21 protein-coding genes are annotated in these 21396 nt (G+C 60.7%); 15 read left to right on the top strand and 6 right to left on the bottom strand.

Going from position 1 to position 21396, the window contains the following annotated elements; translation table 11 throughout:
- The first annotated feature begins 3 nt into the window (after positions 1-3).
- The 7 genes from OHL13_RS00575 (at position 4) to OHL13_RS00545 (ending at position 6179) form a co-directional block, all read left to right on the top strand.
- Entirely contained in the window at positions 4-1152 is a 1149-nt protein-coding gene (locus OHL13_RS00575) for a glycosyltransferase (RefSeq protein WP_263408166.1), read from the top strand.
- 14 nt (positions 1153-1166) lie between these two features.
- A complete protein-coding gene (locus tag OHL13_RS00570) occupies positions 1167-2585 on the top strand; it encodes a hypothetical protein (RefSeq protein WP_263408165.1) in 1419 nt (472 codons plus the stop codon).
- Between the two features lie 12 nt (positions 2586-2597).
- On the top strand, positions 2598-2927 hold the full coding sequence (locus OHL13_RS00565; RefSeq protein ID WP_263408164.1) for a DMT family transporter: 330 nt from the start codon (positions 2598-2600) through the stop codon (positions 2925-2927).
- Positions 2928-2959: 32 nt separating this feature from the next.
- The gene (hemE, locus tag OHL13_RS00560) at positions 2960-4000 is read left to right on the top strand and encodes a uroporphyrinogen decarboxylase (protein WP_263408163.1); all 1041 of its coding nucleotides are present in this window, start codon (positions 2960-2962) and stop codon (positions 3998-4000) included.
- Positions 4001-4043: 43 nt separating this feature from the next.
- Complete coding sequence (gene hemH / locus OHL13_RS00555; RefSeq protein ID WP_263408162.1) at positions 4044-4979, top strand: ferrochelatase; 936 nt, start codon at positions 4044-4046, stop codon at positions 4977-4979.
- A 79-nt stretch (positions 4980-5058) separates the two neighbouring features.
- Positions 5059-5688 (top strand): DUF2306 domain-containing protein, encoded by a 630-nt coding sequence (locus OHL13_RS00550; protein WP_263408161.1) that lies wholly within the window; start codon positions 5059-5061, stop codon positions 5686-5688.
- A gap of 125 nt (positions 5689-5813) precedes the next feature.
- Positions 5814-6179 (top strand): VOC family protein, encoded by a 366-nt coding sequence (locus tag OHL13_RS00545; RefSeq protein ID WP_263408160.1) that lies wholly within the window; start codon positions 5814-5816, stop codon positions 6177-6179.
- A gap of 17 nt (positions 6180-6196) precedes the next feature.
- Here OHL13_RS00545 and OHL13_RS00540 read toward each other — a convergent pair whose 3' ends face one another.
- Entirely contained in the window at positions 6197-7285 is a 1089-nt protein-coding gene (locus tag OHL13_RS00540; RefSeq protein ID WP_263408159.1) for a serine hydrolase domain-containing protein, read from the bottom strand.
- Between the two features lie 183 nt (positions 7286-7468).
- Here OHL13_RS00540 and cyoE point away from each other — a divergent pair, with 183 nt between their 5' ends.
- The 5 genes from cyoE (at position 7469) to OHL13_RS00515 (ending at position 11967) form a co-directional block, all read left to right on the top strand.
- Positions 7469-8398: a heme o synthase gene (cyoE, locus tag OHL13_RS00535; protein ID WP_263408158.1), complete on the top strand. Its 930-nt coding sequence runs from the start codon at positions 7469-7471 to the stop codon at positions 8396-8398.
- Entirely contained in the window at positions 8399-8953 is a 555-nt protein-coding gene (locus OHL13_RS00530) for a DUF420 domain-containing protein (protein ID WP_263408157.1), read from the top strand.
- 97 nt (positions 8954-9050) lie between these two features.
- Positions 9051-9275 carry a hypothetical protein gene (locus OHL13_RS00525; RefSeq protein ID WP_263408156.1) on the top strand — a complete coding sequence of 75 codons (225 nt, stop codon included), beginning with the start codon at positions 9051-9053 and terminating at the stop codon, positions 9273-9275.
- A 118-nt stretch (positions 9276-9393) separates the two neighbouring features.
- Complete coding sequence (locus OHL13_RS00520; protein WP_263408155.1) at positions 9394-9861, top strand: single-stranded DNA-binding protein; 468 nt, start codon at positions 9394-9396, stop codon at positions 9859-9861.
- Positions 9862-10047: 186 nt separating this feature from the next.
- Entirely contained in the window at positions 10048-11967 is a 1920-nt protein-coding gene (locus tag OHL13_RS00515; protein WP_263408154.1) for a GGDEF domain-containing protein, read from the top strand.
- A 75-nt stretch (positions 11968-12042) separates the two neighbouring features.
- On the opposite strand, the gene OHL13_RS00510 is transcribed toward OHL13_RS00515, so the two are convergent.
- The gene (locus OHL13_RS00510; RefSeq protein ID WP_263408153.1) at positions 12043-12390 is read right to left on the bottom strand and encodes a hypothetical protein; all 348 of its coding nucleotides are present in this window, start codon (positions 12388-12390) and stop codon (positions 12043-12045) included.
- A gap of 374 nt (positions 12391-12764) precedes the next feature.
- On the opposite strand from OHL13_RS00510, the gene cyaY reads away from it, so the two are divergent.
- Both cyaY and OHL13_RS00500 read left to right on the top strand, forming a co-directional pair.
- On the top strand, positions 12765-13094 hold the full coding sequence (cyaY, locus tag OHL13_RS00505; protein WP_263409098.1) for an iron donor protein CyaY: 330 nt from the start codon (positions 12765-12767) through the stop codon (positions 13092-13094).
- A gap of 45 nt (positions 13095-13139) precedes the next feature.
- A complete protein-coding gene (locus OHL13_RS00500; RefSeq protein ID WP_263408152.1) occupies positions 13140-13898 on the top strand; it encodes a glycosyltransferase family 2 protein in 759 nt (252 codons plus the stop codon).
- Between the two features lie 127 nt (positions 13899-14025).
- On the opposite strand, the gene OHL13_RS00495 is transcribed toward OHL13_RS00500, so the two are convergent.
- Both OHL13_RS00495 and OHL13_RS00490 read right to left on the bottom strand, forming a co-directional pair.
- On the bottom strand, positions 14026-14766 hold the full coding sequence (locus OHL13_RS00495) for an SDR family oxidoreductase (protein ID WP_263408151.1): 741 nt from the start codon (positions 14764-14766) through the stop codon (positions 14026-14028).
- 115 nt (positions 14767-14881) lie between these two features.
- Complete coding sequence (locus OHL13_RS00490; RefSeq protein WP_263408150.1) at positions 14882-16093, bottom strand: DUF2264 domain-containing protein; 1212 nt, start codon at positions 16091-16093, stop codon at positions 14882-14884.
- A gap of 54 nt (positions 16094-16147) precedes the next feature.
- Between OHL13_RS00490 and aceB the strand changes: the two genes are divergently transcribed.
- Positions 16148-17752, top strand: a complete 1605-nt coding sequence (gene aceB, locus OHL13_RS00485) for a malate synthase A (protein WP_263408149.1) — start codon at positions 16148-16150, stop codon at positions 17750-17752.
- Between the two features lie 97 nt (positions 17753-17849).
- Here the strand turns inward: aceB and OHL13_RS00480 are convergent, their stop codons facing one another.
- Both OHL13_RS00480 and OHL13_RS00475 read right to left on the bottom strand, forming a co-directional pair.
- Complete coding sequence (locus OHL13_RS00480; RefSeq protein WP_263408148.1) at positions 17850-19394, bottom strand: alkaline phosphatase family protein; 1545 nt, start codon at positions 19392-19394, stop codon at positions 17850-17852.
- A gap of 100 nt (positions 19395-19494) precedes the next feature.
- Positions 19495-21345 carry a sensor domain-containing diguanylate cyclase gene (locus tag OHL13_RS00475; protein WP_263408147.1) on the bottom strand — a complete coding sequence of 617 codons (1851 nt, stop codon included), beginning with the start codon at positions 21343-21345 and terminating at the stop codon, positions 19495-19497.
- Between the last annotated feature and the right edge of the window lie 51 nt (positions 21346-21396).

Here is a 21396-nt window from a genome sequence, read left to right as displayed (position 1 = left end):
AAGATGAGCACAGTTGCCGTCCAACTCGATCCGCAGGTTGCCGCGCAGGCCGTTGAGCTTGCCGTCATTCTGCCGACCTACAACGAGCGCGCCAACATTGCGGAAGCCATTCGACGCACACAGGCTGTACTTGGCAACACACCGCACGAGATCATCGTGGTCGACGACAACTCTCCGGACGGCACCGCAGATATCGTCCGGCAGCTTGGCCGTCAGGACACGCGCATCCGCATTCTGCATCGCATCGGGCGCCGAGGCCTCTCCTCCGCCATTATCGAAGGCATGATGGCCTCCACCGCGCCCATGCTGGCGGTGATGGATGCCGATATGCAGCATGATGAAGCCGCACTTCCACGCATGATTGAAACCATGCGTCGTGAAAACCTGGACATCGTCATCGGCACGCGCAATGCCAACGGCGGCAGCATGGGCAGCTTTGCCCGGCCACGTGTTTTGATCAGCCAGCTCAGCGCACGGCTGTCGCGCTCCGTATGCCGCTGCAATGTCTCCGACCCCATGAGCGGCTTCTTCCTGGTACGCGATGAGTTCTTCCGCTGCGCCGCGCCGAAGCTGCAGACAGGCGGCTTCAAAATCCTGCTCGACCTTCTTGCTTCCTGCGAGCAAACGCCGCGCATCGGCGAGGTTGGCTACCGTTTCCGCACACGCGTCCACGGCCAGTCCAAGCTCACGCTGAATGTCGCCGGCGAATACTTCTTCCTGTTGCTGAACAAACTTGCAGGCGGCCGCCTGTGCCCGCGTTTCGCACTCTTCGCCCTGACAGGCGCCACCGGGCTGGCGACCCACTTTGCCATTCTCACCGCGCTCTATCTCGGCCTGCACTGGAGCTTTTTGACCGCACAGGCCGCTGCTGCCTTCGTCGCCATGAGCACCAACTTCACGGTGAACAATGCTCTGCAGCAGAGCCGCCTTCGCGGGCGCCGTGCCTGGACCGGCTATATGCGCTTTACGACCCTTTGCGGGCTTGGCGCCATCTTCTCCGTCTCCTACGCCAACTATCTGCACATCACAAGAACACCGTGGTCTCTGGCGGCACTGGCAGGCATTGCGATTGGCTCAGTATGGAACTATGCCATGACCCAGATCTTCACCTGGCAGATGCCGCAGGCGCGGCGTGCCGTCAGCATCCACTAGACTTCTCCAAGGCCATGCACCGTACCTCAAAGCAGCTTCTCGCTGCGGCCCTCATTGCCGCGTACACCGCCTTTGTCCCTGTCGTGCGCTCAGGCATGCATCTGGAGGTGGGCTACAACGAAGGCTGGAACCTTTACAACGCGCAGGCCGTGCTGGCGCACCAGCCGCTTTATGCAGAGAAGTTTGGCTGGCACACGGTTAACTATCCCGCGCTCTCGTTCTACATCTCGGCATGGCTTTCGCACCTGACCGGCGATCTGCTCTACACCGGCCGCATGCTCTCTCTACTGGGCCTGCTCGGCTCCGCTCTGCTGCTTGCCGCCATGGTTCACCGGATGACCGGCTCGCGCCATGCAGCCATCTTCACGGCACTGCTCACGGTCAGCGTGATGTGCGCCTCGGCACCGGGATACATCGGCCAGTACGATCCGCAAATCTTCGCCACTCCCTTTTTCCTCGCGGCGCTGTATTTGTACTTGCGTTCTCGCGACCGGACTATCGCCATGGTCTTCGTCGCCCTGCTCTTCATACTTGCAGGCAACATCAAGCACAACCTCATCGATATCCCTCTGGCCGTCGCGCTTGACCTGCTGCTTGCGCGCCGCGGACGCTCGCTCGCATTCTTTCTCGGCACAGCCATACCCGCAGCCGCGCTTTCGCTCTGGATGAACCAGCACTTCGCCGGCCCCGCCTTTCTCAGCAATCTGCTCACAGGCCGTGGATACTCGCTGCGTCACGCCTTTGATAACACCATCGGCACCCTCGGGCCGTTGATTCCGCCCTTCGCCATCGCCTGCCTCGCCGCATGGCGTTTACGCGATAACCCGGCTCTGCGGATAGCAACTCTGTGGCTCGCCTGCGCTGTTGTTCTGAACATCTTCTTCGCCGGTGGAGCTGGCGTTGCCAGCAACGCACTGTTTGACACCTTGCTGGCAACCGTTCTCCTGCTCGGAATCTTTATCCATCGAATCCGGTTCGTTACAGGGCCACAGCAACATCTTCCCGTCGCGCTGGCTCTATGGCCGCTGTTGCCGCTCTTTATTACGAATGAAACCAGCCTTCCCGGGCGTGACCTGCAGCATCTGCGCCAGCGGCAGCTAAGCCACCGGCAAGCGCTCGCCTTCCTGCAGCAAACACCCGGCCCGGCTATCTGCGAGTCCCTTCTGCTCTGCGCCGAAGCCGGCAAGCCCTATCTCTACGATCCATTCAACGCAACCCGCTTCATTCAGCTCGGCAAGCTGGACCCCGCGCCTCTCTACCTTCAGCTCACGCAGCGCCACTTCTCTATCATCCAGCTGAACAACTCCATCGCCCTGACCCGGGCCGACGTCGATGCCAACCGCTTCACACCGGAGATGCTGGAGCTGATCCGTGCCAACTATCGCCCGGCGCTTACACGCGATGGGGCCGTGCTCTTCCGTCCGAATCGATAAGATAGCCAGACCATGAATTTCTACTGGCTCGCAGCGGCGATCGTGACAGAAGTCATTGCGACCTCCTGCCTCAAGGCCTCCAACGGCTTCACCCGGCCGCTGCCGTCGGTCTTCGTCGTGCTTGGTTACGGAGCGGCCTTCTACTGCCTCTCGCAGACGCTGAAAACCGTACCTATCGGTCTTGCCTACGCCATTTGGTCCGGCGTCGGCACCGTGCTCATCGCCCTGGTCGGCGTCTTTCTCTACCGCCAGACGCTGGATCGTGCAGCCGTCCTCGGTATGGCTCTCATCATTGCCGGAGTCCTGGTGCTGAACCTCTACTCCAAATCCGTCGCTCACTAGCAGGCCCGGCTTTCCCTTAGAATCAAACCTGCATGTCCAGCCGTTTTGTAAGAGCCTGCCTTCGTCAGCCCGTTGACCGTACCCCCGTCTGGTTCCTCCGCCAGGCCGGCCGCTATATGCCGGAGTACATGGCCGTACGCAAGCACCACTCGCTGCTTGAGATCTGCCGCACGCCGGAGGTCGCCGCCGAGGTCACCATCACTGCCGCCGAGCGCCTCGGCGTCGACGCCGCCATCATCTTCGCCGACCTCCTGCTGCCGCTTACGCCCATGGGACTGGACTTCGAGTTCGTCAACGGCGAAGGACCCGTCGTCCACACGCCTATCCGCGCCGCCGAGCAGATCGCCGCCCTCCAGACCGACCGCGCCGGCGAACTCATCTACGTCGCACAGGCCATCGAGAAGGTCGTCAAGCACTTCGCCGCACCGCGCCCCGACGGCGACGAACTCGGCATCATCGGCTTCATCGGAGCGCCCTTCACCCTCGCCAGCTACATGATCGAAGGCGGCGGTTCGCGCAATTACATCGAAGCCAAAAAGATCATGTACTCCGACCGTGCCGCGTGGGACATGCTGATGGACAAGCTCATCACCGTCCTCATCCCCTACGCGCGGCAGCAGGTCGACGCCGGTGCTGACGTCATCCAGATCTTCGACTCCTGGGCCGGAGCGCTCTCCGTCACCGACTATCGCGAGTACGTCCTCCCCGCCACCACGCGCCTTGTCCAGGCCGTGCAGGGCATGGGCGTCCCGGTCATCTACTTCGGAGTCGACTCCGCTACCCTTCTACCCAGCATGAAGCAGACAGGCGCCGACGTCCTCGGCCTGGACTGGCGCATCCCTGTCGACAAGGCCCGCACGCTGCTCGGGCCGAACGTCGCCGTGCAGGGGAACCTGGACCCCATCACCCTCTTCGCTCCCCAGGATGTGTTGAAGGCGCGCGTCGATGAAATTCTTCGACTGAACAACGGCCAGCCGGGACACATCTTCAACCTGGGCCACGGCATCGTTCCCGGCACGCCGGTCGATAACGTCATTGCTGTCGCCCAGTGGGTGAAGGAGTTTGGCCTTTAGCTGTTAGCTTCTAGCCTTTAGCCAATCGCTACAATAGAGCTGTATGCACGCGATTCTTCTGCTCGCCCACGGAACTCCCGACACTCTCGGCGAGATGAAAGCCTATCTTGACCTGGTCACCAGCGGACGCGGCGTTCCTGACCACGTGGTGGAAGAGCTGCAGCACCGCTACGCCGAGATCGGCCTGCGCGACACTCCCGGCGAAGAGCCGCCGCCGCTCACGCGCTGGACACTGAAACAGGCTGATCTTCTGCGCCAGAAGATCAGCTACCCGGTCTACGTCGGCATGCGCAACTGGAAGCCAATGATCGCCGCCGCCGTGGAGCAGATGAAGGCCGACGGCATCACCTCCGCCCGCGTTATCTGCCTGGCCCCGCAGAATTCCCGCACGAGCATCGGCCTCTACAAGCGCGATTTGATGAAGGCGCTCGGTGAAGATCCCTTCATGCAGGTGGAGTTCGTCGAAGGCTGGCACGACCACCCCAAGCTGATCGAAGCCCTCTCCGATCGCCTGCTGCACACGCGCGTTCCCGCAGACCGGGTGCCCCATTCATCGAGCGAAGCGAAGATGAGTGAGAAGCAAGCCATCCTCTTCACCGCGCACAGCGTCCCCTGCAGCACGATCCAGGGCGAGACACCCGACCCCTACGCGCAGGAGGCCAAACATACCGCCGCCCTGGTTGCAGAAAAGGCCGGCATCCCAGAATGGTTCTTCGCCTTCCAGTCGCAGGGCGCAAGCCGCGGCCCGTGGCTTGGACCCACCGTGGAAGACACACTGAAGGCGCTGAAAGAGATGGGCTACGAAGAGGTGGTCCTGCACGTCATCGGCTTCGTCTGCGACCACGTCGAAATCCTCTACGACATCGACATCAGCTTCCAGCAGTATGCAAAGGAGATCGGCCTGAAGATCTCCCGCCCGGAGTCACTCAACGATCACCCCTTGCTGATTGAAGCCCTGGCAGAGTTGGCGACCAGATAGTTTTTTGCTTTTCTTGTTTGTCATCCCTGGAAGGATTTGCTTCTCCTTTCGGAGCAGCCGTTAACGCTACAATCCCCGCATGCCCACACTGTCCCCGGTGAATGCAGGCGCATCTACGCGCCGCCTGCGATCGCACCACGTTCTCTGGATCGTGCTCGGCATTCTGGGCCTCTCCGTGCTCGCCTTCACGGAATACCCTATCTTTCTCGGCTCTGACCCGTTCCATGCGCGCGAGCACCTGCTCCGGCAGATCTTCCTTTTGGTGCCACACGCCACCGGCGGGGTCATCGCCACCGTGCTGGGTCCGTTTCTCTTCTCAACGCGCTTTCGTCAGCGGCATCTCAAGCGGCATCGCATTCTGGGCCGTATCTACGTCCTGGCCATTGCCTGCGCTCTGCCCGGAGCCTACCTTCTGCGGCCCAACCTGGCCAACGCTGTTGGAGCCCTCCTGTGGGGCGCCTGCACCTTCTGTGCTTACCTGACCGCGCGCAACCGGCAGATCGCCGTGCATCGCCAGTGGGTGGTACGTTCCTATCTCTTTACGCTGAACTTCATCATGACGCGCATCTTCAACCCGTTTCCCATCTGGGCCCGCCTGACAGACGGCCAGTTTGTCGCTGTCCTGCTGACCTTTCACGTCGCGTATCTTTTCCTGCCGTCCATCTATTTCAACTGGCGCGAACTTACCACGCGGAGAAACGTGGCCTGAAGCGTCCTGCGAAAAGAAGCAGATCCTTTCAGGATGACAAAAAGGCAGAAGAAGATTTCTTTGCCAGGCTGCGTGTAGTTTTTCAGGCGTAAGCTAGGGACAAATATTTCCGGCAGGAGGTTTGCATGGCTTCAATCACGGGCTTTGGCGGTGCGTTTCTTCGGGCGAAGGATCCGGAGGGTTTGTATCGCTGGTATGAGCAGCACCTTGGCCTGGTGAGGTCTCACGGGTCATTCTCGTTTCCTGCTTCGGCGCAGCAAGCCCAGGTGGTTTTCGCTTTCTTCAAGCAGGAGGATGCGTACTTTCCTCCGGCGCAGAAAGTGATGATCAACCTTCATGTAGACGACCTGGATAGAGTCCTGGACCGTTTGATCGCCGCGGGCGTCACGGTCGATCCGAAGCGCGAGAGTTATGACTTTGGCAAGTTCGGCTGGTTCATCGACCCGGAGGGAAACCGGGTTGAGCTGTGGCAGCCTGTAGCAGAGAATTGACGCCAGACCAAGCCGCCCTAGGCGAAGGCTGCCAGGAGCGCGTCGCTGAACTCATCCAGGGTCTTTTGAGACATGGAGGTGTTGTTCAGCACGACGACGGTGGCTTTGCCGTCGAGGCGATGTCCCAGCACGGAGCGGTAACCCGAGGTATTGCCGGTGTCCCATGCGGCATGGACGGTCTGCGCGCCGATGGTTAGCTCGCGGATGCGTCCGCCGAGGGCGTAGTGGTCGGAGGGAACTTCGATGGTGGTGAGTTCTTTTTTCGATGCGGCAGAGAGGAAGCCTGTATCGAAGATGAGGTGGGCCGCGCGCATCAGGTCAGTGGCGTTGCTGTAGTAGCCTCCACCGGCGGCCAGGTAGGGCTGCCGCTTGTGCGTTCTGGGGGTGGGCGGAGTTGCGTTGTCGTAGGCCGCAACTCCCGTTGCGTTGACGTCGGCGGTGGTTGCCTTGAGGCCAAGCGGGTTCACGGTGAGTCTTTGCATTGCGGTCGCGTATGGCTGCCCGGTCACGGCTTCAATGATGGCAGTGACCAGAATCCAGTTGGAGGCCGAGTAGTCGAAGCGCTCTCCGGGCGTAAAAATCAGGTCGCCTTCGCAGAAGCGATGCACCGCCTGCTGGGTGGTGAAAGGCTGCTCTACCAGGGCAGGATCGGCTTTTACCGACGAGGAAAAGAGATTGGGAACGCCGCTGTTATTGGCCAGCAGGCGGCGCAGGGTAAGTTTGCCGCCGAGGTCTTTGCGGAAGTACGGCAGATAGGCAGCGATGGGCTGGTCAAGCTGCAGGAGGCTTTGTTCCTGCAGGCGAAGCACGGTCACCGCGGTCAACATCTTGGAGATGGACGCGACGCCGAAGACTGAATTTTGGCCGATCGGCTGCCTGGTCTCAACGTTGGCGAAACCGTTTGTCTTCCAGAAGAAGGGCTTTCCGTGGCGCCCGAGAGCGACGACTCCCTGAAACTGGTGATCGCGCACATAGCTGTCGACGACCTGGGCACAGGCCGCGTTGTCCGGCGCGGCGAAGAGTTCGTGCGAGGAGATCAGCGAGCAGGAGGCAAAGGCGGCGGTCTGCAGGAAGCGGCGGCGGTCCAGGGAGCCGGTGAAGGTCATGGAGCTGCATACGCAGATGGAGCGGCGGGGGTTCCCTTGTGCCGGTGGGGCACCCAGGGTTGTGACTGTTTGAGAAGCAGTTCCGAAAGACGGGGCAGCAGAGAGGTGGCCGGTAATCGTTAGGCTGGAGCCCCGGCGCGGTATTCTAGAGGGAACGTGCAATCCCGTGCGACAACCCAGGAGATGTCCAACGCCGCCTCAGCTTCACGGCTGCGGGAATGGATGATGGACTATGCCGAGCTGTTCAAGGCTCGCGTGACGCTGCTGGTTGTCATTACGGGCGGAGCGGGATTTTATCTTGGCTCGCTGCGGTCGGGTATCAGCCCATTCCACATGGGTCTGCTGTACACGCTGGGCGGCATGGCGGTAGTGACCGGTGGGTCGGCCGCTCTGAACGAGGCGCTGGAGCGGCGCAGCGATGCCCGGATGCGGCGCACCTCGCGCAGGCCGATGGCCACAGGCCGGATCGGCCTGGTGCATGGGCTGCTGCTGGGGTTTGCGGCGGTTTTCTTTGGATCGATGTTCCTGGCGCACACCACCAACCTGCTGACCGGCACGCTGACGCTGATTACCGCCGTGGGATATGTGGGCATCTACACGCCGCTGAAGCGGATGACGACGCTGGCGACCTTTGTAGGGGCATTTCCGGGGGCGCTGCCTCCGTTGATTGGGTGGACGGCGGCGCGCGGCGTGATTGAGTGGCCAGCGGTGGCGTTGTTTGCCGTGCTGTTCGTGTGGCAGTTTCCGCATTTTATGGCCATTGCCTGGATGTATCGCGAGGACTACGCGATGGCGGGCATCAAGATGACGCCGGTGGTGAGCCCCAACGGGTTTACGACCGTGGCGCAGAGTTTGTTTTACGCCGTGATAATGATTCCGGTGAGCTTGTGGACGAGCTGGCTGGGGGTGACGGGAATTCCCTATGCCATCGCCGCAACCATTCTGAGCTGCGGGTACCTTTGGTACACGATCCGCTTTGCCAGGATTCTGAAGGAGACGGACCCGCTGAAGTCGCGCGGGTACGCTCGTGACTTGTTGAAGGCGTCGGTGATCTACCTGCCGCTGTTGCTGGCGGCGATGATGCTGAACGCGCAGGGGAGGATCTTCTTCTAAATGACAGAGACTACGGACAAGATTCATACGCCGGCGAGCGTGGTGTGGGCCATCATCGCGGTGAGCGCCGCGGCCAGCGCTTTTATCTTCTGGCTGGTGTATTTCCATCAACCGGTAGATGTGGCCGGAACGCAGCTTGCCTTTCTGCCCGCGCTGAATGCGCTGCTGAACGGGTTGAGCGCCATTTGCCTGTTTGTGGGCGTGCGCTACATTCTGGCCCGGCAGATTCAGAAGCATCGCAACGCCATGTTTGCGGCGTTTCTGTTTTCGACGCTGTTCCTGGTGAGCTACCTGGGCAACTTTGCGCTGCATGGTGAGACGAAGCTGCCGATTGCGCATACAGGCGGCGTGTGGTGGACGTACCTGCTGCTACTGGTGAGCCACATCCTGACCAGCATTGTGGCGCTGCCGATTGTGCTGATCACGTTCTTCCTGTCGCTGAGCGGGCGGATTCCGCAGCACCGGAAGCTGGCGAAGTTTACCTATCCGCTGTGGATGTATGTGAGCGTGACGGGTGTAGTGGTGTACCTGATGCAGGCGGCGATCCGGCGGTAAAACAGTTGGCTGGATGGATGGTTGGATCGTTGGCTGGTGAAAGGCAACAGTAGATCCTTCGCGTCGCTCGGGATGACAAACGGGAAAGCATAGGTCGATGAAGAAAGACACGCGCATTCTGTTGCAGTACGGCGGCGGCATTCTGCTGACGGGGATTCTGGCTGCTTTGCTGACGGCGACTGTCTTCGGCGGGTTGACGCGGCAGGGTCCGCACACCAACATGGGCTGGCTGGGGCTGATGGTGGCCATGTGCTGCCTGCCAATGGGGGTGTTCCTGTTCCTGCTGGGCATGGCGAAGTGGCTGAAGGATATGCGGGAGTAGGGCCTTGGATTTTCCCACATCGGGCGATGCCGGATATGGGCACCCGGCGGGACCCTGACGGTTCGAAGGCCACCTGATAAGCTGACGTGGATAGATTTTTTGCGATGGAGAGTGTGCGATGGCGCGTGGCGTAAATAAAGTGATTCTGCTGGGCAATGTGGGCAAGGACCCGGAAATCCGCTCGACCCCGAGCGGCACCATGGTGGGCACCTTCAGCCTGGCCACGGCCGAGCGCGCCAAGGACCAGACCGGCAACTGGGTGGACAAGACCGAGTGGCACAACATGGTCTGCTTTGGCCGCACCGCGGAGATCGTCCGCGACTATGTGAAGAAGGGTACACAGCTGTTTATCGAAGGCAAGATCCAGACGCGCAGCTGGGACGACAAGGAGAGCGGACAGAAGAAGTACCGCACCGAGATCCTGGTGAACGAGATGACGCTGCTGGGCGGCCGTGAGGGTGGCTCCGGCGGCGGACAGGGTGGCGGCTACTCGCGCGGCAACACGGCGAGCTTTGGGTCGAGCTCGCCTGCTCCGGTGGATGATTTTGCCGGGACGGGAATTACGGACGACGATATTCCGTTCTAGTTTGATTTTGGTAAGAAGCAGGGACGCCGGCCATCGAGGCCGGCGTTGTTGTTTTTATTGGGGAGTTTCAGAAGCCTGAAGGCACCTGCTCTCTCCGGCGCGCGCTTTGCGTGAGGCTTCATGGACGAGTTACAGGCAGAAGAAGCTGGTTTGCGAATTCCTGAACAAACGGGTAAGGAGTTTTGTATGTTGAGCAGTATGCGTTCGTCCCGACGTGATCTTCGCTGCATTGCAGCTTTGCTTCTGCTTGGTTTGGCAGCCCTGGTGATCCGGGCAGAACAAGTACATCCTGAGACACAACCAGCTTCATCGATTGTGATTGAGGGTCTTGGGAGAGGCACGTTTGCTCTGAATGGGCCGTGGCAATTCCATGTGGGCGATGACCTGGCATGGGCGAACCCTGCGTTTGACAGTTCTACGTGGGAACAACTGAGTGCGGATAGACCCTGGGGCAAACAGGGGCATGCCAACCTGACCGGGTTTGCGTGGTACCGATGCAACCTTGTGCTGAGCCCCGCGCCTGGCATAACGCCGCGATTCTCCATCATGATTCCGCGGATCAAAGACGCGTACGAAGTGTATTGGAATGGAACGCTGATTGGGCAGAACGGCAAAGTCCCGCCTCATCCGGTCCAGTATTTTTCGCAGCCGGCGCAGACGTTTGAGCTTGGAGCAGTGAAGCAGGGTGTACTGGCTGTTCGTGTATGGAAAGCGCCGCTGCTCTCGGACGATTCCAGCGGCGCGGGTGGCTTCTGGGAGACGCCCCTGATTGGGGGCAGCGCGGACATTGCTACGGCGAGAGATGCGAGAGAGTTCCAATGGTTGCGTCACCAGCAGTTTCTATTCGGGGTGAACCTGCTTTGCGGCACAGTCGCGATTTTGAGTTTTCTTCTATGGCTGCGGGTCCCCAGCAGGTGGGTGCTGTTCTGGACAGGGGGTTTTGCGCTCGCTGCACCTGCCGAACTGCTTCTATTGCAAGCCCACCTGGGGCTGCCGTATGTGCTGGCCATGGGAGCTTCCCAACCGCTGGTCGCCGTGCAGGATGTGTCGTTGTGGTTTCTTCTGCTGTGGCTTCTTTCTCTTCACGAGAACCAGAGGCTCAGCCGCCTTACCCGCATTCTGGCGATTGTTTACATGGCTAATGCCGTGCTGGATGGATTTCTGGTGGCGTTGAGCTGGCAACCGCAGCGGGTCGGTCTGGTTCAGCTTGCGGATGCGATCTCTACGATCTTCTGGATCATTCTTGAGGCCTACCCTCTGCTTCTTCTGATGTATGCGCTGAGGAAGAGGAGACAGTTTGATTCGGCCAGTCTGCTGCTCGCGGTGTGTGCCCTGTTTTACCAGTTGCTGATCCTGGCCGGCAACATTGTGAAACAAGGCCGGCAATTCACGGATTGGGCGATTGCCGACACCATTGACCTGCCTCTTTTCTCTGTCGGAGGAACAGGGGTCTCATTACCGGCAGTAGCCAGTGCACTTCTTTTTATCGCGATTGTCTACGCGGTTTACAACAGCATTCGAGAGGACCAGCGCCGCAGTGATGCCCTGGAGCGGGAGAAGATTGCACTTCTGCACGAAAGCGACCGCATGCGCCACGAAGCTGAGCATGATGGCCTGACCGGTTTGTGGAACCACCGCTTCATTGTGGAACGGCTGAGGCAGGAGATGGATCGCTCGCTTCGTGAAGGGATGCAGCTCAGCGTTGCCCTGATCGACGTGGATCACTTCAAGAAGATCAACGATAGCTATGGCCACATGGCGGGCGACGTGGTGTTGCGCGAGATCAGCGCGATCTTCATGCGATCGTTGCGTTCTTATGACTCTGTAGGCAGATATGGTGGCGAAGAGTTTCTGCTGATTCTGCCGAACTGCGGGATAGAAGCCGCACTTGGCCGCGCTGAGCAACTGCGCATGGCGGTGGAGTCGGAGTGCTTTATGGATGGGGAGACACAGCTGCAGGTGACGGCGAGCTTTGGGGTAGCTTCACCTGCCCGGGATGATTGCGACGCTGAAGCAGTGATTCGGGCGGTGGATGAAGCCCTTTACAAGGCCAAGAGCAATGGCCGGAATTGTGTTGTCCGGGCTGATATGCCCGGGGAAGCATAGCCGCTGCGGCCGGGAGATGCTCCGGCCGCAGGGAGATTCATCGAATTTGTTCAACGCCGGCTAATGGACGAAGCGTCAATCGATGGAGAGTGATGGCTGCTGGGCAAAGGCGGCTTCGGTCTCTGTGCGGACCTTTTGGACGACGCTGGTCCACACCGGGTTGATGGCGGCGGTATTCCCGCTGGCCACAGCCGCTTCGTACGCAGCGATGGGAGCATTCTGGTAGGCCGGCAACTCTTTTATCAATTTGAACGCGGCGGCAAAGACCGTACCGACATCGTCCTTCAGGTTATCCGGCACAGTCGCATAGACTTCCGGCTTGTGCTCCTCGATCCATTGAAAGGCGATTGGCATAACCACCGCGCTGACCCAATGGCTGTAGGCGTTCAAGGCTTCAATACCTGCGATCCAGGAGGGATGCATCTCCCAGTCCTGGATTTGACGGGGAGGTGGAGTCGTTGGGTCGGGAGGGCACCCGCCACACTGCCATTTTGTCTGACGCATGAATAGTTCCTCGAGCTGGAATGCGCACTTTCGCCAATGAATGCGTGGCTTTCAGTGTCGTGAAGATGGCTGAGTTTACCACCCGACATAGCGGTGGGAAAATCCATGAGGGATGTGAGGATTCTGAGCCATGGCTGGAAGCGCGGCGAGCAAAAGGGTGAGCCGGATGAGGCTCATGATGGCTTGAAGGCGTCGGCGACGCCAGTCGTCGAGTCGGATCGCTTTGCTCGAGGCCCCCTGTCCTAGAATCCGGACATGGGGCACCCGGAGGAGCGGGTTGGTAGACTGTGATCATGCTGGATGAAGCGGGATTTCGGAAAGAGAGCGATCTGGCTCTCGAGAAGCTGAAGCAGGCACTGATTGATGCCGAGGAAGATGGCGGCTTTGAGGTGGAAGAGAAGAACGGCGTGCTGAATGTGTTGTTTGAAGACGGCAGCGCAAAGTTTGTCTTTACGCCGAATACGCCGGTGCGCCAGATCTGGATTTCGGCGCTGTCGACCAGTTTCAAGCTGGAGTGGAAGGACGATGCGTTCGTTTTGCCGAAGACGGGCGAGGCTCTGACACCGCTGACGCAACGGCTTTTGCGCGAGCACCTGAGCGACGAGTCCATCACGCTTGGCTAACTTTTATTCGCCAGAATGGGAATCCGCGGTTAGTCTGGGCATACGATGACGCTTTCTGTCGCCATCATTACCCTGAATGAAGAAGCGAACCTGCGGCGGACACTTCCCTCTTTGAAGTTCGCCGACGAGGTCGTTGTGGTGGACTCCGGGTCCACTGACAAAACCGTGGAGCTGGCACGCAGCTTTGGCGCGAAGGTGTACGAGGAGCCGTGGAAGGGCTACGCCGGGCAGAAGAACTCCGCCATTGCCAAGTGCACGGGCGACTGGATTCTTTCGCTGGATGCGGATGAAGAGGTGAGCGCTGACCTGGCGGAACAACTGCGCATTCTGCTGCCGTCGAATCCTCCGCATGATGCGTACTACCTGCCGCGCAGGAACATCATCTTTGGCCGCTGGATCAAGCATGGCGGCTTTTATCCGGACAGCAAGCTGAGGCTCTTCCGCCGTGGCGCTGCTTCCTTCGGAGCGCGGCTGGTACATGAGACGATCAGCTTTGCGGGGGAGTCCGACGAGCTGGAAGGCGCGCTGATCCACTACCCCTACCCGACGATTGAAGACTTCGTCGATCACATGAATCGCTATAGTTCGCTGGGCGCCGAGATGCTGGTCGAGAAAGGCGTGGTGAGCCGCAACTACCTTGCGTTCGTGTGGAACACGGTGCTGCGCCCACTGCTGCAGTTTGTGTGGAACTTCTTTTTCCGGCTGGGCTTTCTGGACGGACGCGAGGGCCTGATGCTGCACCTGTACCACGCGGCGTATGCAAGCTGGAAGTATGCCAAGGCGTGGGAAAAAAGGCGGTCTTGAGTTGTGAGTTGCGAGGAAAGACAAAAGCCGTGGCGAGGAAGCAATCCATCCTCGCCACGGCTTTCTGTTTCAACTAAGAACTCAGAACTAGCAACTCACAACTGCTTTTCCGACAACTGCCTTTCCCTTACCAGGGCAGGGTCTGGTCCATGTGGAAGTAGCCGCCAGTGGGGCCGTCCGGGGGAAGGGTGGCCAGCAGGACGGAGGTCTTTGCGCCGTCGGGGATTTCCATCGGTGCGGCGCTGGTGCCCATGTCGGTCTTGACCCAGCCGGGGTGAGCGGCATTGACCTTGATCGGCGTGTCCTTCAGTGCCGCGGCAAGAGCGATAGTGTAGGAGTTCAACGCGGCCTTCGACGCGTTGTAGGCCGCCGTCTTGGTGCCGTAGATGGGCGAGGACGGATCGGCATGCAGGGTAGATGAGCCGAGGATGCTGGACAGGTTCACGATGCGTCCGGCGGGGCTTTTCCGGATGAGCGGAAGAAGGGTCTGCGTCAGTTCGATGAGGCCGAAGAAGTTGGTGTCGAAGATCTCGCGGAGTGTCTTCTGCGTGACGGTCGTGGCAGTGTTGATGGCCCAGTCGTCGCCGGGTTCCGCCACACCAGCGTTGTTGATGAGGATGTCAAGCTTGCCGAAGGTCTTGTCCAGGAAGTCATAGGCCCTGGGGAAACCAGCGCTGTCGTTGACATCAAGCACAAGCGGATACGCATCAATGCCAGCGGCCTTCAGCTTCGCGACAGCCTCACCGGACTTCTTCTCATCGCGCGCGGCCACGACGACGGTAATGCCCTGCTCGCCAAGCTGCTTCGCAGTTTCAAATCCAATGCCTTTATTGGCGCCAGTAATCAGTGCAACCTTCGTGTCTGCCATGGGAGATCTCCTTTTTACGGTCTTCGAACAGTTAGATCATGGTGGAAGTTAGAAGTTTCATGAAAAGTGTGAGCGGGATGCAAGACCGTCGTTCAAAGCGCGACCGCTTCAACGCTTATCCATCCACAGCATGGTCCGCCGGCATATCCACGCCCGCCCACGCCTTCTTCGCTGTCCAGTCTTCCGCGACATCGCTCCAGAAGGGGGCACGGTCCGTCAGCCCCAGCGGCAGAAACGCCTCCAGGCACAGGTACAGGCTTCCGGTAGAGATATACGGCTCTCCCAGCCCTGGCTGATGTCCGGCCAGCCCAATTGTCAGCCACCCCTTCGCGTCATAGCTGCCACGCGCACCCAGCGAGACGTTCATCGCCGCCGTCAACGCGCCGCGCACCTGTGCGGGCGATACATGCTGCGGCAGGTGCTGGCGCCGGGCCATCTCTGCCAGCAGGTGAAAGGCGCCGCAGCGGTATGCAATCGACCGCCCCACCACAGGCCACGTTCCGTCGCGGCCAATCATGCGCTCCTGGATGGCGGCGTACCGCATCGCCCGCTGCAGCTCCACTTCGGTCAGCTCCAGGTCCTTGTCCACCTCGCCCACAGGGCTCTCCAGCACGGCCAGCAGGAAGGGGTGAATCACAAAGCTGTCGTAGTAGTCCGCGTGAAAGTGCGGTCCGTCGCCATAGACGCCGTCACCCAGGTACCACTCCCTGTGCCTGGTCAGCGCCAGTTCCACCGGAGCCTTCAGCCACTTGCCACCCAGCACAGCGATAGCGGCCTCTACCGTGGCGGCGAACAGCAGCCAGTTGTTCATTCCGGCCTTCTGTACACGCGTTTTTTCAAGAGCGGTGATGAGCTGCTCCTTCACCTTCGCGGGCAGCTTCTGGTTCAACTCCACCGGTGCGCGCAGAATGCCCAGGGCTAGAAACGCCGCGTCCACCAGGGATTGGGCCGTGGTGCCGAAGTTCAGGTAATCCGGCGAGGCGGGATCGACCCCGGCGGCAATCGCCTCCCGCGCCAGTTCGGGATAGCGCCCAGCATCGCCACCGCTCTCCAGCCACGGAGCGATGCCACACAGCGTACGCCCCAGTGCCTCAAGATAGGTGCACTGGCGGCGGCTCTCCTCCTGCCCCGGCTTGCATTCCACCGGCATCTGTAGCTTCAGGCGTCGCTGACTCAGCGCAGTCAGCACCGGCCCGGCAGTCTTTTCCACGGTCCTGATCCACGCTCCGCGCACGTTCTTCTCCGCGGAGGCCGCAACTGCCTCGCCCCGTGTCATCCCCACCGCCAGCGCAACGCCCGAACCCGCCACAAACTGCCGTCGATTCATCCGCTCTCCTTTGCCACTGCATCATAGTCTGTGGAGCTATACCATATCCAAGTCATGAATCAGAGCCTTCCAGGCGTTTCGATCAACGCCCCTCTCACCGCCGCCCACGCCGAAATCCTCACACCGGAAGCGCTCGCGTTCCTGGTGGAGCTGCAACGCGCCTTCAACCCGCGCCGCAAGGAACTGCTCGCCGCACGCGTCGCGCGGCAGGCTCGTATCGACTCCGGCGAGAAGCCCGACTTCCTGCCCGAGACCGCGCACATCCGCGCCGGGGACTGGCGCTGCGCTCCCATCCCGGCCGATATCCAGGACCGTCGCGTCGAGATCACCGGCCCCGTCGACCGCAAGATGATCATCAACGCGCTCAACTCCGGCGCGCGTGTCTTCATGGCCGACTTCGAGGACTCCTCCACACCGTTGTGGAACAACCTGCTCGACGGCCAGCTAAACCTGCGCGACGCTATCCGCCGGACGATCACCTTTGAGGATGCAAAGACGGGCAAGAGCTACAAGCTTAACGAGCAGCCCGCCGTGCTCTTCATCCGCGCCCGCGGCTGGCACATGGTGGAGCAGCACATCTTCGTCGACGGCGAGCCCATGTCCGGCTCCATCTTCGACTTCGGTCTCTACTTCTTCCACAACGCGAAGGAACTGGTCGCGCGCGGCAGCGGTCCCTACTTCTACCTGCCCAAGATGGAGTCGCATCTTGAAGCCCGGCTGTGGAATGAGATCTTTGTGAAGGCGCAGGGCCTGCTCGGCGTGCCGCAGGGCACCATCCGCGCCACGGTGCTGATTGAGACCATCCTCGCCAGTTTTGAGATGGACGAGATTCTTTACGAACTCCGCGATCACTCCGCCGGCCTGAACTGCGGCCGCTGGGATTACATCTTCAGCTTCATCAAGAAGCTGGCCGCCGACGAGTCCATCGTCCTGCCTGACCGTGGGCAGGTCACCATGACCACGCACTTCATGCGCAGCTACTCGAAGCTCTGCATCAAGACCTGCCATCGCCGCCAGATTCACGCCATGGGCGGCATGTCGGCCTTCATCCCGATCAAGAGCGATCCCGTCGCCAATGAGAAAGCGCTGACGCAGGTGCGCGCCGACAAGGAGCGCGAAGCCACCGACGGACACGATGGCACCTGGGTCGCGCACCCGGGGCTCGTGCCGGTCGCGCTTGAGGTCTTCAACCGCGTGATGCCGCAGCCTAACCAGATCGACAAGCAGCTGCCCGACTACACCGCCACCGCCGCCGACCTGCTGCAGGTGCCCACGGGCGAGATCACCGAAGCCGGTCTCCGCCAGAACGTCGCCGTCGGCCTTGGTTACGTGGAAGCCTGGCTGCGCGGCATCGGCTGCGTCCCGCTCTTCAACCTGATGGAAGATGCGGCGACGGCAGAGATCTCCCGCGCGCAGCTCTGGCAGTGGGTGCACCACCACGCGAAGCTGAACGACGGCCGCGCCGTCACGGTGGAGCTGATCGACCAGACCATTGACCAGGTGCTGGCAGAACTCGCACCGACGCTCGACGAAGTCCGCAAAGAAAGCTACGACAAGGCCGCCGTCCTGATGCGCGACCTGATCCGCGCCGAGAAGTTCCCGGACTTCCTCACCCTGCCCGCCTACACGCAGGTGCTGGCCGAAGAAACCTTCGCATAGTCACCCCTCCGGGAGCAGGGGCCGTCAGGCCCCTGAAAAATGCTTAAGCAAAAAGGACGCCGGCCTCGATGGCTGGCGTCCCCTCACACCACAACTCTCACTTCGTCACAGAATCCACATACGTCTCGCCACCATAAGATGTCGTGTGTAACACCGCATCGCCCACACGCACCTCGCCCTTCACCGGCCTGGCAGGAACCTTCGCACCCTTCATGCCGTCCTTCAACACCCGCCCCTGCGCCTGCGGGAAGGAAAGTCCCACCACATACGCAATCGTCGCCGGAAGATCGATATTCGCCGATGGCAGATCCAGCTCCTTGCCCGTCACAAAGTCCGGCCCGCGCAGCATCATGGGGATATGGATCGTCCACTCCGCGAATCCGCCATGGCCCGCGCCGTTGCCCTTCTGCTCCATCGCATTCATGCCAAAGAAGGCATTCTTCCCGGGCTCGCCAAACGGATTCTTCCCATCGTTCCAGACCGAGGTCACCACCAGGTCCGCGGCCTTCTCACTGCACAGATGCGCCGTCTCCAGCGCCATCGTTCCCGGTACAAATCCCTTCGTCGTTCCAGCCTTGCAGCTTGCCCCGCCGCCGCGCGTAAACACCGCCGCCACCTGCGTATCTTCGTGCAACGCCGCGGCCAGCTTCGCAATCAGTTCCTTCTTCTTCGCATCATCCTTCTCGCGCAGGAAGAACGAAACCGTCTGCCCATCATTCAAAATTCCAACCGACTCCGCCGTAAGCCCCGCCTTCTCCAGTGCCGGCTTCAGCCCAATCAGCGTGCCGGTATTACCTGCAAAGCCATGGTCGGCGGTCACAATCACATCCGTCGTCTCCAGCTCTCCCAAAGCCTTCAGCACCTTCAACGACTCACCAAAGTTCTCATCCACCATCTTCAGCGCATGCAGAGCCTCCGGCGAACCGACACCATAGCGGTGCTGCGAGGTATCCGGCTCCGTCATCCAGTCAAACAGCACATCCGGCTTCAGCTCCGGCAGCACATACTCATGCAGCACCTTTTCGGCCCATACCAGCGAGTCCACCCCGTGGTCCGAACCCACCTGGCCGAACTTCGCCTTTACCGCTGCATCCACCGCCTGCGGATACGCCACCAGCTTGCCGTCGCCCAGGCTGCCGTTGATCACCGTGGCCACGCCATGACGAGCCTCCGGAGCCAGCAGCGTTGCGCCGCCGGTTGAGCCCGAGCTGATGACCACAAACTTCCTGCCCTGCTTCGTCAGCAGCTCGCTCAGCGAATCCTTCAGCAGAATACGATCGCCCTGCAACGATGCCATCTTCACCAGGTCCGCCTCTGACCCCGTGTTCAGCGGCTTGGCCGAAAGCGTCGGTGCATCGATCGAGTTCGACACAATGCCATGCGTCTCCGGATACACGCCCGTCGACAGCGTCGATGCATTCACGCGCGTCACCGTCGGCAGCGTGGAGTGCGCCTGCAGATACACGGCGCTCTCCTTCTGGAAGCGGTACAGGTTCGGCATCTTCTCTTGGGTGATCTGGTCCGGTCGCAGACCGTCAATCACAAATACAAATACCCGCCTGGCCACGGGCTTCTGTGCCCAACCCTGTAACGCCGACGCCCCCAGAAGCGCGGCCACGCACCACGTCCCCAACTTACGCATGGATACTCCTTCAAACTGTTCTGTTGATCTCAGTATCCACGACCCGGAACACGGCAGCCGTACCCATTCACCGACTCTTAATCGAACTGAGAACGGAGAACTAAACGGCGACCGGCATGGCGCCGGCGACCGTAATGCGGTTCTTGCCGGACCGCTTGCTGACATACAACGCGCGATCCGCCTGCTGGATCAGCAACGCTGTATTCCGTCCGCGGGCATCGTCCCAGCTTGCAATGCCAATGCTCACACTCAGGCGGCCCATGGGGGATGCCTTGTGCTCCACGGCCAGTCCCCACACGGCGTTCAGCATTGCATCCGCCACGCGGCGAGCGCCCTCCAGATCGGCGCCCGGCAGCAGCACGCCAAACTCTTCTCCACCCAGGCGAGCCACAAGGTCATTGCCGCGCCCCACCTGGCCCTCCAGGGCACGCGCAATCTTGCGCAGGCATTCATCTCCGGCCTGGTGACCATAGCTGTCGTTGTAGGCCTTGAAGAAGTCCACGTCGATCATCATCACCGTCATGGCAACGGAGCGGTTCAGTTCCATATACAGGGCATCGTCAAACGCGCGGCGATTCGGCAGAACCGTCAGAGCGTCTGTATGCGCCAGCTTCGCCATGGCCTGTTTTTCCCGGGTCAGCGTCTCGCGCTCCTGCTCCCAGGTCTCTTCATACTGCTTCAGGGACGAGATATCGCGGATCGTTCCCACATAGCCGCGCACCTGCCCGGTTTTTTCGTCAAAGTAGGCGCGGGCTACAGCCTCTACCCAGCGGTAGCCTCCGCTTTTTTGCGCCATGCGATAGCGGAAGACATGTTCCTGTTTACCGCTTGCCATGCTCTCCATCACCAGGCCGGCCAGGTCGCGGTCATCCGGATGAAAGGTCTGCAGGCGGTCCAGCGCCATAAACTCTTCCGGAGTCCACCCGGTCAGGCTCTTCACCGCCGGCGAAATGTACCTCCGGTTTCCATCCATCGACGACAGAATGATCATGTCCTCGGCATTCTGCAGCAGCGTCTGGTAAATGGAGCGGGCCTCGTTGGTGGAGCGCTCCGCCCGTCGGCGTTCGTCCAGCAGCGCGCCGACGGGCAGCGCAGTCGCCGCACCAACCCACAGGAACGTCTGCATCATCACCATGCGGTGCTCGTTACTGGCCCCTACCGCAAGCCAGATAGGCCCATGGTGCAGGTGGGTTGCGGTGCAGCCAATCACGGTCAGCGCCACACCGGTAAAGGTTGCGCCCTCCAGCCCCATCGCCAGCACCATCATGACCATCGGCGGAAAGACCGCGTAGAGAATGGGGTTTCTGTTCTGCCAGAAGGCATAGCAGGCCATCGCAACAAAGACGACCCCGGCGATTGTGCCGCGCAGCAGGAAGGGGCGCAGCTTCCCTGGATCGCGATATTCACCACTGGTCAGAAAGAGAATGGCCGGCAGGACAATGGCAATCCCCAGCGAGTCTGCAAGCACGGTGGCGGTCACAATGCGGCCAAACGGCTCGTGCGTTACCGGGATTGTGGCCAGCGCCGCCGCTGTCCCCATGATCAGTGGAGCCACCAGGGAGGCGATGCCAAAGCGCAGGACCTTGCTGCGTTCTTTCAGGTCATCAAAACGAAGAATGCCGGGGCTCATGATCCAGGCCGCCAGGGTAACGTCGCACGCGCTGATCAACCCCACCATCACGGCCGCGCCGCCGGGCATGCCAGCCGCCGTTGCCCCCAGCATAATCCCGATTGCACCCGAAGCCAGCGGCGGCAAAAGCGCACTCCAGCCTGTCTGCCACATCGGCAGCAGCAGCCCTAACTGCAGTCCCGTCAACGGCCAAAGGTAAAGCAGCCCATTGGCGCGTTCCACCAGGCCGAGCGTGAGCCACGTCACGGCAAAGGTCGATACGAGCATGGTCAACGAAGGAAGAAGACTGCGGATGCGCGGCATTCCTGTCGATCGGCTCATGTAATGGCAGCGAAACTTACAGGGATTGTAGCCGACCCGGAGCCGGTTTAC

This window comes from Terriglobus tenax, assembly GCF_025685395.1.
Classification (GTDB): domain Bacteria; phylum Acidobacteriota; class Terriglobia; order Terriglobales; family Acidobacteriaceae; genus Terriglobus; species Terriglobus tenax.
Note: the sequence above shows the minus strand (reverse complement) of the source record. Positions and strands in the feature narration are given on the sequence as shown.

Excerpts from the sequence above, each read along its gene's own strand:
- OHL13_RS00575 (WP_263408166.1), top strand. The coding sequence starts at position 4 with ATGAGCACAGTTGCCGTCCAACTCGATCCGCAGGTTGCCGCGCAGGCC.
- OHL13_RS00570 (WP_263408165.1), top strand. The coding sequence starts at position 1,167 with ATGCACCGTACCTCAAAGCAGCTTCTCGCTGCGGCCCTCATTGCCGCG.
- OHL13_RS00565 (WP_263408164.1), top strand. The coding sequence starts at position 2,598 with ATGAATTTCTACTGGCTCGCAGCGGCGATCGTGACAGAAGTCATTGCG.
- hemE (WP_263408163.1), top strand. The coding sequence starts at position 2,960 with ATGTCCAGCCGTTTTGTAAGAGCCTGCCTTCGTCAGCCCGTTGACCGT.
- hemH (WP_263408162.1), top strand. The coding sequence starts at position 4,044 with ATGCACGCGATTCTTCTGCTCGCCCACGGAACTCCCGACACTCTCGGC.
- OHL13_RS00550 (WP_263408161.1), top strand. The coding sequence starts at position 5,059 with ATGCCCACACTGTCCCCGGTGAATGCAGGCGCATCTACGCGCCGCCTG.
- OHL13_RS00545 (WP_263408160.1), top strand. The coding sequence starts at position 5,814 with ATGGCTTCAATCACGGGCTTTGGCGGTGCGTTTCTTCGGGCGAAGGAT.
- OHL13_RS00540 (WP_263408159.1), bottom strand. The coding sequence starts at position 7,285 with ATGACCTTCACCGGCTCCCTGGACCGCCGCCGCTTCCTGCAGACCGCC.
- cyoE (WP_263408158.1), top strand. The coding sequence starts at position 7,469 with ATGTCCAACGCCGCCTCAGCTTCACGGCTGCGGGAATGGATGATGGAC.
- OHL13_RS00530 (WP_263408157.1), top strand. The coding sequence starts at position 8,399 with ATGACAGAGACTACGGACAAGATTCATACGCCGGCGAGCGTGGTGTGG.
- OHL13_RS00525 (WP_263408156.1), top strand. The coding sequence starts at position 9,051 with ATGAAGAAAGACACGCGCATTCTGTTGCAGTACGGCGGCGGCATTCTG.
- OHL13_RS00520 (WP_263408155.1), top strand. The coding sequence starts at position 9,394 with ATGGCGCGTGGCGTAAATAAAGTGATTCTGCTGGGCAATGTGGGCAAG.
- OHL13_RS00515 (WP_263408154.1), top strand. The coding sequence starts at position 10,048 with ATGTTGAGCAGTATGCGTTCGTCCCGACGTGATCTTCGCTGCATTGCA.
- OHL13_RS00510 (WP_263408153.1), bottom strand. The coding sequence starts at position 12,390 with ATGCATCCCTCCTGGATCGCAGGTATTGAAGCCTTGAACGCCTACAGC.
- cyaY (WP_263409098.1), top strand. The coding sequence starts at position 12,765 with ATGCTGGATGAAGCGGGATTTCGGAAAGAGAGCGATCTGGCTCTCGAG.
- OHL13_RS00500 (WP_263408152.1), top strand. The coding sequence starts at position 13,140 with ATGACGCTTTCTGTCGCCATCATTACCCTGAATGAAGAAGCGAACCTG.
- OHL13_RS00495 (WP_263408151.1), bottom strand. The coding sequence starts at position 14,766 with ATGGCAGACACGAAGGTTGCACTGATTACTGGCGCCAATAAAGGCATT.
- OHL13_RS00490 (WP_263408150.1), bottom strand. The coding sequence starts at position 16,093 with ATGAATCGACGGCAGTTTGTGGCGGGTTCGGGCGTTGCGCTGGCGGTG.
- aceB (WP_263408149.1), top strand. The coding sequence starts at position 16,148 with ATGAATCAGAGCCTTCCAGGCGTTTCGATCAACGCCCCTCTCACCGCC.
- OHL13_RS00480 (WP_263408148.1), bottom strand. The coding sequence starts at position 19,394 with ATGCGTAAGTTGGGGACGTGGTGCGTGGCCGCGCTTCTGGGGGCGTCG.
- OHL13_RS00475 (WP_263408147.1), bottom strand. The coding sequence starts at position 21,345 with ATGAGCCGATCGACAGGAATGCCGCGCATCCGCAGTCTTCTTCCTTCG.